The following is a 13,393-nucleotide window of genomic DNA, read 5'->3' as shown; positions in this document are numbered from 1 at the left end:
CACGCCGCAAAACCGAAATTGAGAAGTTACACAATCCGTTAACCGAAAGCCAAGCTGACTAGCTGTTTTTAAAAATAACAGGGTTATAGCCCCAGGTCGGTTCGTTAACGCACATAACAACTGTGAACGCTTGACAGTCGTTGCGGCAAACTCACTTCCCTCCCTAGGCTTAGGTTAGTGCATGTATTTATTTTTGCTTCAAAAATACGACGTGGATGACGCTGACAGCATCACGACTGCTTCGATCAAGCTTTCTTCGCCTCAGCTTGAGTTCGGTTTAGTCGAGCCAGAACCAATTTCATGACGTTACATTTCAGCCAACCAACGCCGCGCCACGTCTGCATCAGCGTGCTCGAAGTATCGGACCTTCGCTTACGTAAACGGCTTGCAGAATATCGCCATGCCCTGCTGCCACTGTTTTTCCCCGACCATCGCCAGTCGCTCTATGTCGGCAAAGTGTTCAATGCCGAGCTTGAAATCCTCCCAAGCCGCGCTGAGCTCCCAACCGTGAAAGTCAGTCATATCGAACAGCAGCCGCAACGTCCCGTGCTGCGAGACCAGTCGCTCGAACTCGGGTACAAAATATTCGTAATCCGCTTTAACCAGCTTACCGCTGACCTGAACGACCAGCAGCTTGCCGCCGTTTTCTTCGATGAGTTGTATGGACATTTTGGACTCCTTATAAATCAATTTTACTAATGATCACTTTGACCAGTGGAAATGCCTGGTGGGGTGATAATGAATGACATAAAACATGACCGCAAACAACTTCCCGACATCGTCTGGACTGCAAGCTTTAGCTTGCGCAGGGCAGCCTGTTTACAAGCTAAAGCTTGCACTCCGCCTTTAGACTCCGGGCAAAATCGGGACGTTAATTTCGACCAGGTCCTTAAAACCACAACCACTTTCTCAAGCTTGCTTCTCAAGTTGCTTGCGGATCGCCAATAATTCTTTCTGGCGCTTTGAGGAGGTTTCGGGATAGCTCATGTTGAGTGCCTTAAACGTATCCAGAATAATCTCGGAAATAATCAGCCGGGCGTTCTTCTTGTCGTCAGCGGGCACCACATACCAGGGTACGTTTTTGGTACTGGTTGCACTCAGGCAGGCCTCATAGGCCTGCATATACTGATTCCAGAATTTCCTCTCCTCAATGTCGGCAACACTGAATTTCCAGTTTTTTTCCGGCTCGTCGATGCGATCGAGAAAGCGCTTGCGCTGTTCTTCTTCGGATAGATGCAGAAAGAACTTGATGATCCGTGTGCCGTTACGATAAAGATGCTTTTCCAGGTCTAAAATAGATCGATAGCGTTCCTCCCAAATGGTTTTTTCTTGCAGCAAATCATCCGGCAGCTTTTGGCTGCGCAAGATCTCCGGATGCACACGAACAATCAATACCTCCTCGTAGTAGGAGCGATTGAAAATGCCGATCCGGCCGCGTTCCGGCAAACACTGAGAGCTGCGCCACAAAAAATCGTGATCCAGTTCTGTAGCGCTGGGGTGTTTAAAGCTGAATACCTGACAGCCCTGCGGATTGACACCGGACATGACGTGCCGGATAGCGCCGTCCTTGCCGGCGGCATCCATAGCCTGAAAAATCAGCAATAGCGAGTAACGGTCAGAGGCATAGTGAAGTCGTTGCAGCGAGCTTAACTCTTCAATCTGTGCTTCGAGTAGTTTGTGGTACTTCTTCTTTGACTTGTACACCGGGTCCACCAGCGTCGGCCATTTTTTGAGGTTGACCTTTTCGCCTTCCGGCACCCGGAAATCTTTGATATTAATTTTCATCTGCTTACCTTCTGTTTGCTGTACCTGCGTTAATACTACCTTGTAGAATTAATGTGCAAGTTCGTCATACCGGCTTCCATATCGGCATGACGATCATGGAAAGTATTGATTACCTAACAAGGCTTTCATGCTGCGGACGACAGATTGGCTATCTGCGGTGCTGGCGGATCATTCTTTATGGCTCTTTTGATCGCGTAGACGCCCTAAGGTGCTATCGATCAATCTGCACAACTTATCAGCAGCGCCGTCAACCGCTGGATGCAAGGCCTCAGCATGGTGAGTGACCGCAACCGGCTGGTGACCTTCGAGGCGTGCTTCCATCATGCAACGAATGTCAACATTGCCGTGCTTCTTGTCGCTGTTCTCATCGCTCAGGTGGACTTCCACTCGCGTGATGTGATCGCTGACTTGGCTCAAGGCACTTTCTACGATGCTACTGACATGAGCGGCCATTGCCTCGTGACCTTCGATATTGTGGTCGGTATTAATTTGAATTTGCATGGTGTTCTCGTATTTTGATTATGATAATGTTCAGCTCTTTTGAAACAGCAGTATTAGTACGATCAATACCGCCAACATTCCTACCCATAGCTTGAGTGCTGTGTGCGTGGCTTTTTCGGCTTGATTTTTCTCCCACCAGGTTGCCGGATGAATGCCTTGCAGCAGAAACGTCGTCACCCCGGCCAGTGCCGTCTGGATTGCACTAGTCAACCAGCGTCGTGCCGAGCGACAAGGCCATGTTCGGCCCGAGCAAGGGCGCCATCACCATTGCCAGATAAACCCGCATACACTACGCGGCATTTTTGATGTCCTCGTATAATTCCTCCCGGCTGATCCGCTCCGGTGACTTTTCCTTCGGATTGGCTTGTTCGGGCGGCTCGATAGGTTCTGACTCGTCGCGCGGCAATGTCGCTTACACAAGCCAGAATCACCACACGGTTACCTTCCTGGCCGGCGTAACGTTCCCCCAACCGATCCAGCACCGACTCACTCTGTTCCGCATCCAACAAAATCCGCACCAGTACTTCTTCGTCGGATAAACGGATCTGCCGGTGTTCGAGCACCTTGTGGTCCTTGAGCAGATTGAAAACTTCTGCGCCATCCTGCTCCGGAACTACCCTCTCAATTAAGCGTAGTGCCATAGTCGTTTCACCCTTGCCATTTCCAATTACGAATTTCCGGCATATCCTCGCCATGTTTTCTGATGTATTGTTTGTGTTCGATGAGTTTGTCTCGTATGGCCTGCTTGGCATAGGCGGCGCGCGCTCCCAGTTGCGGGAGGCGATCAATCACGTCGCCAAACAAGTGAAACCGGTCCAGGTCATTCAATACCGTCATATCGAAGGGCGTAGTGGTGGTGCCTTCTTCTTTGTAGCCACGCACATGCAGGTTCGAGTGGTTGCTGCGGCGATAGGTCAGGCGATGGATGAGTAATGGATAACCGTGGAAGGCGAAGATGATCGGCTTATCTTTGGTGAAAAGTAGATCGAAATCTTTGTCGTTCAGACCATTCGGGTGTTCGCTTTGGGGTTGGAGTTTCATCAAATCGACTATATTTATCACCCGGACTTTCAGCTCGGGAAAGTATTCCCGCAACAACTCTACGGCGGCCAGGGTTTCCAGCGTCGGCACGTCGCCGCAACAGGCCATGACGACATCCGGCTCGCCACCCTGATCGCTGCTGGCCCACGGCCAAATACCTAAACCAGCGGTACAATGTTTAATGGCCTCATCCATATCAAGCCATTGCGGCGAGGGTTGCTTGCCGGCAACGATAACGTTGACGTAGTTGCGGCTACGAAGGCAATGATCCGTTACCGAGAGTAGAGTGTTGGCATCGGGTGGCAGAAAGACACGAATGACTTCCGCCTTTTTGTTCACGACATGGTCAATGAAGCCTGGGTCCTGATGACTGAAACCGTTATGATCCTGCCGCCAGACGTGCGAAGAAAGCAGATAGTTCAAGGATGCAATCGGGCGGCGCCAGGGAATCTGATTCGAAACCTTGAGCCATTTGGCATGTTGGTTGAACATCGAATCAATGATGTGGATAAATGCTTCGTAGCAGGAGAAAAATCCGTGACGCCCAGTAAGAAGATAACCTTCGAGCCAACCTTCGCACTGATGCTCACTCAATATCTCCATCACTCGGCCATCGGCGGCAACGTGATCGTCGCTGGGCACAATTTCTGCAGTCGAGCAACGGTTAGTCACTTCGAACACAGCGCCCCAGCGGTTTGAATTCGTTTCGTCTGGGCTAAAGATACGGAAGTTTTTGGGGTTCAATTTGATCACGTCGCGAATGAATTCCCCTTGCACGCGGGTGGCTTCGGCCTCCACGGCGCCAGGCGAGGACACCTTAACTGCGTAGTCGTGAAAATCAGGCAGATGCAGTTCCTGTAACAAGAGCCCTCCGTTTGCGTGGGGATTGGCACTCATGCGCCGCTCGCCTGTTGGCGCCAATTCAGCCAATTCGGCAACCAGTTTGCCGCTCTTGTCGAACAATTGCTTCGGATGATAGCTTTTTAGCCACTTTTCCAAAATCTTCACATGTTCTGGTTCACTCATGTCGCCCATCGGAACCTGATGCGCTCGAAATGTTCCCTCGCTAGGTTTGTTATCGATTTCCTTAGGGCCGGTCCAGCCTTTCGGTGAGCGCAAGATGATCATAGGCCAATTCGGACGTACCTTGAAGCCGTTGGCACGGGCATCGGTTTGGATGCGTTGGATCTCGCCGATCACGGTGTCCAGCGTGGCAGCCATCAGTTGGTGCATCGTCAGCGGATCGTCGCCTTCGACGAAATACGGCGTGTAACCGAAACCACGAAACATCGCGTCCAGTTCGTCACGTGGAATGCGCGCCAACACCGTGGGGCCGGCAATTTTGTAGCCGTTCAAATGCAAGATGGGTAACACGGCGCCGTCGTGGACAGGATTGAGAAATTTATTCGAATGCCAACTGGCAGCCAGAGGGCCGGTCTCGGCTTCGCCATCGCCGACGACACACGCAACGATCAGGTCAGGATTGTCGAACGCCGCTCCGTAAGCATGCGATAGCGAATAACCCAATTCACCGCCTTCGTGAATCGAGCCCGGCGTCTCGGGAGCTACATGACTCGGAATGCCACCGGGGAAGGAAAACTGTTTGAACAGCCGCTTCATCCCCGACTCATTTTGAGCGATATTGGGATAAACCTCGCTGTAGGTACCCTCTAGATAAGCATTAGCCACCAGCCCGGGCCCGCCATGCCCTGGCCCGGTAATGTAGATTACGTTCAGATCATGCTCCTTGATAACACGATTCAAGTGGACGTAGACAAAGTTTAGTCCAGGCGTCGTGCCCCAGTGCCCGAGCAGGCGGGGTTTGATGTGCGACAGCTTGAGCGGCTTCTTCAATAGCGGATTATCGAACAGATAGATCTGCCCAACCGACAGATAGTTAGCGGCGCGCCAATAAGCATCTATCGTGTAGAGCTGTTCAGGGGCAAGTGTGGCGGTTTTCATGACTAATATCCTAATTGAGGGGCGATTGAGGCAACCGGTTACGGAAACCTGTACCGCCCTTACCAGTAAGTCTTTATTTCGGATTTTTTGGCAGAGAAGCTGGCTTATCCCTCAGCAAATCGTCCCAGTAAGCAGGACGCTCATAGTGCTGATGCAACCTGAGTTCATATTCTCTATCGAGAATAGTATCTTCGTTGTAAGCCGGTGAATGTTTGATGGTTTCGCGGGGAAGATTGATGAACACAGTCGAATCATCCCAGCTAATACGCTCGATCCAGCGTGGTGAAACCAGCACTTTTTTCCCCGGCCACCAGTTTTGGGTAGCGATGACCAAATAACGAATCGCCCAGGTTTCAGCATCGATGATGAAATCCTCGACATGACCAATATCGCCATCGGTTGCTTGCAGGTGATGACCGCTGACATCGTTAGTACTGCGTAAATGCGGGTCCCAACCGATCTGCTCCTCGGAAGACGCTATCCAAAGCTCACGATCACGCTCAATATACGGAGAATATCCCCACATGTAGGGGCCAGCCCAGTACATTGGCCAACCGTAATAGCCGTAGTAGGCTTCTTCGAATTGGCGCGAGACGGGTTTATGACTATTTAAAGATGGACTCTCTTCAATCTGCTGTTGACTCAAACCAATGCCGATGTGTTTCGTCTTACTATCGACGCTTTTCAACGCGTAGGGGGATATCAATACCAGCCTGCCGGTCAGCCAATTTCCGGCGTTTGCAACTAGATAACGAATCGCCCAGTGCTGATCATCGAAGTAGAATTCATCAACCTGTCCTATTTCACCATCGAGACTGTCCAATTTATAACCCTTTAGGGTTGTAGCTTTAATGAGCATGGTAAGGTTCCTTTTTAAGTTTGAGTGACGTGCTGCGGTCATGCGGAGTTAACGAGCGCCGTGGCCGAGTCTGCAGTATTCCGCAAACCAAATGCGGCCAGTTGCACGCATGTGGAGGTGTAATCGGTGTGATGAATACCGTTCATGCCCAAATTTTCGGCAATCTGCACAAACATCTTAGTGTTGTCGATAAAGACTATTTGGCTAGCAGGTTGCTGAGCGATGTCTAGTGCTAGCTGAAAAATGGCCTCGTCGGGCTTGCGTAGATGTATAAAACACGAAGAAATAAAAGCATCCACAAGCTCATCTAACTTGAACTTGCGAATCCGATAAGCATTGAGTTCCCTCGCCTCGTTGCTGACCACAACGATCTTCAAGCCGTATTGGGCTTTGAGGCTGCGAAACAACTCGATCATGTCGGGAAAGGGATGAGACTGCACAAACATGAATGACTGGAACTGATCCACTGAGAAGGATCGCTGCTCGTGGAAAATTGTCCGGCTCAGATAGCGATCCAGGCTCAACCTACCCTCTTCGTAAATAGCGAAATTCAACTGATGCCGCTCTTCCATCTCTTCCCAATCCAGTTTGAAGTGGCTGGCAGCCTGTTTACGAGTTATATGATCCCAGCCATTGGTGAGTAAAACACCGCCGATATCAATAAATAAGCAGGTGATTGCGGGGGGTGTATTCATCGTGTTTTTGCCTCCGTCGATTGAATCTAAGCATTCAGTGTCGGCGTCTTATAATGATTTAACTATGCCATCGTAAAAACCAAATGTAGGTTGGGTAGAGCAGAGCGAAACCCAACAAAATCAAAATAACGGGGTTCACTATAGCGCTTTTAAAGTCATTGCATTCTGCCCATCCAACCTTTTACGACACCCTCCGGAACGACTGTGTTTTGAATGGGGTATCCATTTAGGCTGATATTGCTAACCAGACCCTTAATCGGCAACCACTTCATGCACATTGGCCTCTTCAGCACTGTTTTGCATCAGAATATCCTTAGCCTTTGCCACTTCCTGCAGGGTTCCGTGAACAATGAGAATAAATTTGTCGGCCTTCAGTGCGGTTTCGTAGCGAATAACGCTGTCATTCGGAATGCCAATGCTGGCGAGTGCGCCGCCAAGAGCGGTGAGACCGCCGGTGACTACCGCCATTTCAAGTGCGCCGATCATGTAACTTACCAAAGGGCCTCCGACCATGACCGGGCCAATTCCCGGAATCAAGAAGAATGCGGAACCGAAAAGCAGTCCCCAAATCCAGCCCCAAAACAGTCCGAACTTCCCCCAGGTCGCCATGCGATCACCGGTGTTGTAGTAGCCAATCACATTTTCTTCACTGTGATAATCCTTACCGACTACCGACAGTTTTTTCATGTCATAGCCACACTTTTGCAATTCCTTGACCGCGCTTTCGGCGTCCTGGTGATTGCTAAAAAGACCAACGGCTGAATTGTGTTTTTCGGGCATGAAGATTCTCCAAAGAGTGAGTTAATAAGAACGCTAAAGCCTGTTTAACAGTTCGCTGTCGCCCAGGCATAAGCGGTTAAGTGCAGTGTATTAGGAATAATGCCAGTCGGTCTCGACGACTGCCGGCATAAAACCCTAGATACGCCAGGATTGATTATTTGCTGAGTTCGACCTCGAACAGCAGGATCATCCCTGAGATCGCTATCTTGGAGACTACTATGACTTTAACCAGCAAATCTGTCTGTTCGACAGCGCACATAGACTTTGGCTACTCCGACGATTAGAGTTGCCAATCTGGTCAAACAGCTTTGTAGCAAGCCAATGTTTGTAAGGCCGTTTGATACGTCAGCGCAGATCGATAAACGAAAATTGGTCCGCTTACTTCACAAGCGTTTGGGGTCAAAATTTACCAGCCGGTAACCGTGTTGCTGCAGATTGCCGACAATTTCATCGAGATGTTGGTAGGTGGTAGGACGGTTATCGTGGAATATTAAAACGCAGGGGTAAGGCTTGCTCCATGCCGCCAGAATGGTTTGAGTCTTTTGCTTGATCCCTTCGACCGTCATATCCGGTATGGCATCGCCGACCAATTCTCCCATAACGATCTGATAACCTAATCGCTCGGCTGTTTCTCGCATATCTGTATTGATAATTAAATAGGGTGGTCGAAACAAGCGCACATTTGATACACCTAAAACCCGCTCAGAAATGGCTTCCCATTCGGTAAATTCGCTCAGTACGGCCTCCTGTGTATCCAGCCAAGGCCATCGAAGCCATGCGTGATGCGTCGAATGATTACCGATAATATGACCGGCCTGCTTTATCTGTCTGGCAATTATTGGGTATTTTGCGATACTGCCCTTATCTGTCCAGAGTTCGTAAGGTGCGTAATAAATCCGCCGCTGCCAAAATTCATCAGGCGCATCGGCCAACAGAAAAAAACCAGCTTTTATTGGTGAGCCATCAATGGCTCTAAGCGTTGCCAAGATAGCCAGCACACGCTCGGTTTGATCGGGCAGCGGCCCATCATCAAAGCTAAGCATAAACTCGACACTTTTCGTCGAGGCTTGTCCAACTGGATAGCTGGCATCAAACCCAGTCATGCAACCTGTCATAAGGCTGGCAATCAAGGGTACAAGCCAAATAATTGACTGCAGGGTTAGCTTGGTTTTAAAAGTACCGTTCAATTATGTATCTTCCTCGCTTATTTAGTAGGCCATCACACAAAGCCCCTCAAACCACACAATCCGGAAACTATTAATAATCATCTTCGAGGTTCAATAGTGCCGGAACTCGACACCGATAGGGTTCACTTCATCCTCACACATCAGGCTTTTGTTGGTCTGTGCGATAGCGTACAGACCAACAAAAGACACTACTGTAGTTTGGCTACCTGAGTAGATGCACACGGCAAGATGATCTTCAGCTTAACGTGAAGGTGGTATTGGCTGGCATTAAGGCCACACCGCCCTACTCCTTACCGTGTTCAACGATCTGCGCTTTTTCTGAAAGTAGCCGTCGGATTTATACGGTCATGGCAAACAAGAGTGGGCATGGCTGGACGCAGTATAGTTTTTTCTTCTTCCAAGCAGAAAAGTAATGCGTCCAAACCTTGCCTACGAACCATTCAATAACAATGGGCAATCAAGCTCATTAAATATCTAACTTCTTGGAGAACGGCAATGACTCGAGATCAAATTAAAGGCCAATCGGTAGCACCAAATGAGCAATTAGGGGTGACTTGGAAATTCGGTCTGAGCAATACACTCACCCGAACCATAGTGCAGAAACGAGTGCCCAATAGAACATTCCTGGTATTTGGCACGATGAGTCTCTTAGTCGTTCTAAATGGGTGCATGATCGTCGATTCGCCGATCAAAGGTGTTTTGGGAACTGAAGTCATATGGGGCGACATAGCAACCGGTGAATCTGCCAACCCCGGCACATTGAAGGAAGGAAAAGCCTGCGCAGAATCCATTCTGGGCTTGTTGGCGCGCGGTGATGCCAGTGTCCGTGCGGCAAAGGAAAACGGCAACATCAAAGAGGTCACTTCAGTGGATCACTCGGCGCGAAACTTGCTAAACGTTGTCGGCGAATGGTGCACCATAGTAAGAGGCCACTAATTACTGTGTTCTTGATTCACGAGTTGGCAATTAAATGCGGGGTGGTAGGCGGCAAGTCCGGCATATCTACGTTATGTAGGAATGGCGTCGGTTCGCTGAATTTGGCTGCGTCGCCACCCCTCTGCACCGTCCGACCAATGGGTACCCAGTGCAAATCAATATTCATGAAGGAACAGACCTACTGCCGCGTGAACGATATACCTTTATTAACTTACCAGACTCTCGGCTGCTGGCCGGTCGTTGATATTTTCGAGATTGCGGCTATATGAAACAGGCCTGGCTAGAATTACCGGAGCGGAGTAACCAGTTCTGGTTGAATACCATCAACTGGATCTCCCTGCGGGTCGGGCGATGGCTATCCTGCCTACTGCTATACCCGATCACAGCCTATTTCGTTGTGTTCTCATTCCGTACCCGCGCCGCCTCCAGTGATTTTCTGCGGCGTGTTTTGGGCCGTGAATGCGGCTGGACTGATGTATTTCGGCATTACCATACCTTCGCCAACACACTATTGGATAGACTCTACATCTTTGCCGGCCAAGGTCAGCGACTCGACATTACTATCAAAGGTGTGGAGGTGCTGGATAGTTACGTTCGCTCCGGACGCGGCTGCATACTGGTAGGCGCCCATCTCGGCAGCTTCGAGATTGCTCGAGCGGTTGGAATGCTGGGGAACGAATATCGTATCAAGGCTTTGGTTTACGGAGAGGGTACACCTCGCATTACCGAGATGTACCGAAAGCTGAATCCGTCACTGTTCAAGGACATTATCTACATGGGCGGCGGAGCAGGATCCTTGGTTGGTCTCGACCAGCATGTGCGTCAAGGTGGCATTATCGCGCTACTTGGAGACCGCAGTGTGCGTGCCAGCAAACGGATTCGCTGCGAATTCTTCGGCGAACAGGCTTGGTTTCCTGAAGCACCAGCCCTTTTATCGCGAATTCTCGACATCCCGCTGGTTTTGTTCTTTTGCCTGCACCAGGGCAATGGGCGCTACGAGATCAGGTTTGAATATCTGGCCGATCCGCCGCAAGTCGGACGTTACCAGCGTGAGGCTGCCGTCCATGACATCATGCAGTGCTATGCCAACCGGCTAGAACATTACTGCAAACTGGCACCTTATAACTGGTTCAATTTTTATGATTTCTGGCAGTCGGACGAATAAGATCTTGGCTAACTAAGCATGCTTTCCATGGCTCTGGATACCGGCATGCCGATATTTGTGCATAATGCCGACTGAGTGAATGGGGTAAATGGCATGAACGAACGAGACGAATACACATTGGTGATTCCTGCCTACAACGAGGCTGCCACCATCCGCAAAGTGGTACAAGCTGCCCTACGGCATCTCGGCAGAGTGATCGTAGTTGATGACGGCTCCAGCGATGGCACGTCGAAACAAATCTCGGATTTGCCGATAACACTACTGCATCATCCCGAGAATCTGGGTAAGGCTGCGAGTTTATTCAATGGCATGCAAACGGCATTGCAACGCGGTGCAAAGGGCATCGTGACAATGGATGCAGACGGTCAGCACGATCCGACCGATATTCCAAGACTATTAATGGCGGCGGATGCTCAGCCAGACCGTCTGGTGATTGGCTCTCGCCTGTGGAACCGTGAGGTGATGCCAATCGCCCGCTACCGTGCCAACCGTTTCGCCAACTTTTGGATCGCCTGGGCTTCGGGCCAGACAGTTGAAGATAGTCAGTCGGGATTCCGGGTCTATCCGGCGCAACTTTTCAGGCACTGCCGGTTCAAACCCAGCCGTGAACGTAGCTTCGTTTTCGAAAGCGAAATCATTATTGAAGCCGCTCGGCACGGATTTCTATGCGTCTTTGTGCCGGTTCAGACCACATACCCCAAAAATGCCCGGCTCAGTCATTTCCGCCCAGTGAAGGACATTGCTCGTATCACCCGCATGGTGGCATGGCGTCTTTTTATTCGCGGTTTTTTTCTGCCTGGATTGTGGCGAAGCCTGAGTGGGAATCAAAGCCTAAAGTTGGGAAAATCTTAGGACTGTGGAGCGATTCCAGTTTACAGCGGTATTGAGTTGTTGAGTTCAGCACAGAAGAGCCGCGTAGCGGTGACGAATCGGCAGGAACGATCGGTTAAATTCCTTAACGCACACCCTCGTATCCTGGATGATAAAGTGTCGTAGCTCCGATTAACGATAGCGTAATCGGAGGAATGTAGGCTGCGAAATGTGCGATTACGCAAGCTTTTATGCCCTTTAGGGTAAATCGCACCTACCGTTTGCAGAGCTAGGCGTAGGGTGTGGTGAGTTTACGAACCGCACCAATCGCGAACGAAGCCGTGCATGTTGTTTACCGCACCCTGCTGGCTGTCAGGTATTTCGGTTTGCTTATCAATTTATTTAGGTAAAAGCTCTTTGATTGAATGCTGCGCTAAACCAATCTTCAGCACTTTGCATAAGAGCTTCTTTTTGGATGGATAATCTTTTACAAATGGGACCATTATGCTCACCAGGTTGATGTTTAGCAGACTCGAATTTCCCGCCAGTTACAACATCATAAATAATATAAAAATCAGGTTGCAACTTACAGTCCTTATTGAACCTAGAAAGCTCTTGAATAATTCTGTCACAAGAATTAATAGCCTCATGTATTCGAATTGATTCTTTAGAAAGAATAGCGGCATCATCTAAATAATAGTTCCTAGACGCCTCAAGAAGAGAGTCGAGTGACTTATTAAGATGATCTAACTTCGCTCGAATTTCCTTTCTAGTTTCTCTTTGATTTGAGAATCTATTATTAACAATAAAACCAATTAGGGCAATAACCCAACCAACTGCAGCAACATCGCACGTCGTCATGTTATCTATCTTTTTCTAATTGGGCTTCTTCCAAATACTCCCAAATACGATTTTTGTATACCGCCCTTTGACTAATAATTTCTAATTTCATCTTAATATCATCAAGACACATACCCTTTTCTCGTATAAGCCCCCCAAAAGCCTCCTCCAAAAATGAAGACCCCAACCCAAGGGTTCCATCGAGATTAATTTCAACGTGCTCGTTATCTTTTAGCGCAGGATATAAAAATTCTTCACGAAATCTTTCTCCTGAAAAACTCCCATCGGAATAATAGCGACCAGCCGGAGTATCTGAATAGTTTTTAGCGATGCAAATAACTTTATTACTCATTGTTTGACTCCAATGATATTTCCCAAATGATAATTGTTCCATTGATGTCGGTTTTATAATCTTTTCTAGTCTCCAGCTTCATTGATGCGCTGTAATCAAACGCTCCTTTTTTACTAAAAATACGCAATCCTCCAACAGTGCCACTTTTGACAAGTTCAAGCATCTCTTTCAACCCTTTTCCACGATGTGGTAATCTAGTTTTACTACGAGTGCTTTGAACGGCGACCTCAATAAGAGCCGTATCACGACGCCTTTTTGCAAAATGTATTGGAGATTTTAAATACTCTTTTATTTCAGGTTTTTGTCTAAGCGACCCTGGTATTCCTATTCCCTGATCACATATCGCTACGGTCAATTTTTCATCCTTATGTTGTGCAAACATTCGCCACTCTTTAGTTTGACCATCATTGTAAGCATGATGAATTATATTAGTAACAGCCTCAGACATACTAGCGAATAAACCGTAAGCGCCCTTAAATC

17 protein-coding genes are annotated in these 13,393 nt (G+C 48.9%); 3 read left to right on the top strand and 14 right to left on the bottom strand.

Annotated features, from left to right (window positions below):
- Nucleotides 1–372: 372 nt before the first annotated feature.
- The 10 genes from A1359_RS10355 to A1359_RS10310 form a co-directional block, all read right to left on the bottom strand.
- Nucleotides 373–669: a SpoIIAA family protein gene (locus A1359_RS10355; protein ID WP_157200521.1), complete on the bottom strand. Its 297-nt coding sequence runs from the start codon at nucleotides 667–669 to the stop codon at nucleotides 373–375.
- A gap of 240 nt (nucleotides 670–909) precedes the next feature.
- Nucleotides 910–1,785 (bottom strand): ADP-polyphosphate phosphotransferase, encoded by an 876-nt coding sequence (locus A1359_RS10350; RefSeq protein ID WP_066982014.1) that lies wholly within the window; start codon nucleotides 1,783–1,785, stop codon nucleotides 910–912.
- 168 nt (nucleotides 1,786–1,953) lie between these two features.
- A complete protein-coding gene (locus A1359_RS10345; RefSeq protein WP_066982011.1) occupies nucleotides 1,954–2,286 on the bottom strand; it encodes an HPF/RaiA family ribosome-associated protein in 333 nt (110 codons plus the stop codon).
- Between the two features lie 30 nt (nucleotides 2,287–2,316).
- Nucleotides 2,317–2,496: a hypothetical protein gene (locus tag A1359_RS10340; RefSeq protein ID WP_066982008.1), complete on the bottom strand. Its 180-nt coding sequence runs from the start codon at nucleotides 2,494–2,496 to the stop codon at nucleotides 2,317–2,319.
- Nucleotides 2,493–2,927, bottom strand: a complete 435-nt coding sequence (locus A1359_RS10335; protein ID WP_066982004.1) for a hypothetical protein — start codon at nucleotides 2,925–2,927, stop codon at nucleotides 2,493–2,495. Before A1359_RS10335 ends, A1359_RS10340 begins: the two co-directional genes overlap by 4 nt.
- Before the next feature lie 7 nt (nucleotides 2,928–2,934).
- Nucleotides 2,935–5,289 (bottom strand): phosphoketolase family protein, encoded by a 2,355-nt coding sequence (locus tag A1359_RS10330; RefSeq protein WP_066982002.1) that lies wholly within the window; start codon nucleotides 5,287–5,289, stop codon nucleotides 2,935–2,937.
- Nucleotides 5,290–5,362: 73 nt separating this feature from the next.
- Nucleotides 5,363–6,148, bottom strand: coding sequence for a PRC-barrel domain-containing protein (locus A1359_RS10325; RefSeq protein ID WP_066981999.1), 786 nt, complete (start codon nucleotides 6,146–6,148; stop codon nucleotides 5,363–5,365).
- Nucleotides 6,149–6,186: 38 nt separating this feature from the next.
- A complete protein-coding gene (locus A1359_RS10320; RefSeq protein ID WP_066981996.1) occupies nucleotides 6,187–6,843 on the bottom strand; it encodes an HAD family hydrolase in 657 nt (218 codons plus the stop codon).
- A gap of 252 nt (nucleotides 6,844–7,095) precedes the next feature.
- Nucleotides 7,096–7,623, bottom strand: a complete 528-nt coding sequence (locus tag A1359_RS10315) for a general stress protein (RefSeq protein ID WP_066981993.1) — start codon at nucleotides 7,621–7,623, stop codon at nucleotides 7,096–7,098.
- 383 nt (nucleotides 7,624–8,006) lie between these two features.
- A complete protein-coding gene (locus A1359_RS10310) occupies nucleotides 8,007–8,810 on the bottom strand; it encodes a polysaccharide deacetylase family protein (protein WP_066981991.1) in 804 nt (267 codons plus the stop codon).
- Between the two features lie 495 nt (nucleotides 8,811–9,305).
- Here A1359_RS10310 and A1359_RS21885 point away from each other — a divergent pair, with 495 nt between their 5' ends.
- Nucleotides 9,306–9,746 (top strand): TRL-like family protein, encoded by a 441-nt coding sequence (locus tag A1359_RS21885; RefSeq protein WP_083960584.1) that lies wholly within the window; start codon nucleotides 9,306–9,308, stop codon nucleotides 9,744–9,746.
- A gap of 16 nt (nucleotides 9,747–9,762) precedes the next feature.
- On the opposite strand, the gene A1359_RS22435 is transcribed toward A1359_RS21885, so the two are convergent.
- A complete protein-coding gene (locus A1359_RS22435; RefSeq protein ID WP_157200520.1) occupies nucleotides 9,763–9,912 on the bottom strand; it encodes a hypothetical protein in 150 nt (49 codons plus the stop codon).
- Between the two features lie 231 nt (nucleotides 9,913–10,143).
- On the opposite strand from A1359_RS22435, the gene A1359_RS10300 reads away from it, so the two are divergent.
- Complete coding sequence (locus tag A1359_RS10300; RefSeq protein WP_232322179.1) at nucleotides 10,144–10,911, top strand: LpxL/LpxP family acyltransferase; 768 nt, start codon at nucleotides 10,144–10,146, stop codon at nucleotides 10,909–10,911.
- Nucleotides 10,912–11,004: 93 nt separating this feature from the next.
- A complete protein-coding gene (locus tag A1359_RS10295; protein WP_066981985.1) occupies nucleotides 11,005–11,763 on the top strand; it encodes a glycosyltransferase family 2 protein in 759 nt (252 codons plus the stop codon).
- 360 nt (nucleotides 11,764–12,123) lie between these two features.
- Here the strand turns inward: A1359_RS10295 and A1359_RS10290 are convergent, their stop codons facing one another.
- The 3 genes from A1359_RS10290 to A1359_RS10280 form a co-directional block, all read right to left on the bottom strand.
- Nucleotides 12,124–12,582: a hypothetical protein gene (locus A1359_RS10290; protein WP_066981982.1), complete on the bottom strand. Its 459-nt coding sequence runs from the start codon at nucleotides 12,580–12,582 to the stop codon at nucleotides 12,124–12,126.
- 1 nt (nucleotide 12,583) lies between these two features.
- Entirely contained in the window at nucleotides 12,584–12,913 is a 330-nt protein-coding gene (locus A1359_RS10285; RefSeq protein WP_066981979.1) for an STAS-like domain-containing protein, read from the bottom strand.
- The coding region (locus A1359_RS10280; protein ID WP_198159319.1) for an ATP-binding protein at nucleotides 12,906–13,393 on the bottom strand (488 nt) is incomplete at its 5' end. The genes A1359_RS10285 and A1359_RS10280, both read right to left, overlap by 8 nt.

It is taken from the genome of Methylomonas lenta, from assembly GCF_001644015.1.
GTDB lineage: Bacteria > Pseudomonadota > Gammaproteobacteria > Methylococcales > Methylomonadaceae > Methylomonas > Methylomonas lenta.
Note: the sequence above shows the minus strand (reverse complement) of the source record. Positions and strands in the feature narration are given on the sequence as shown.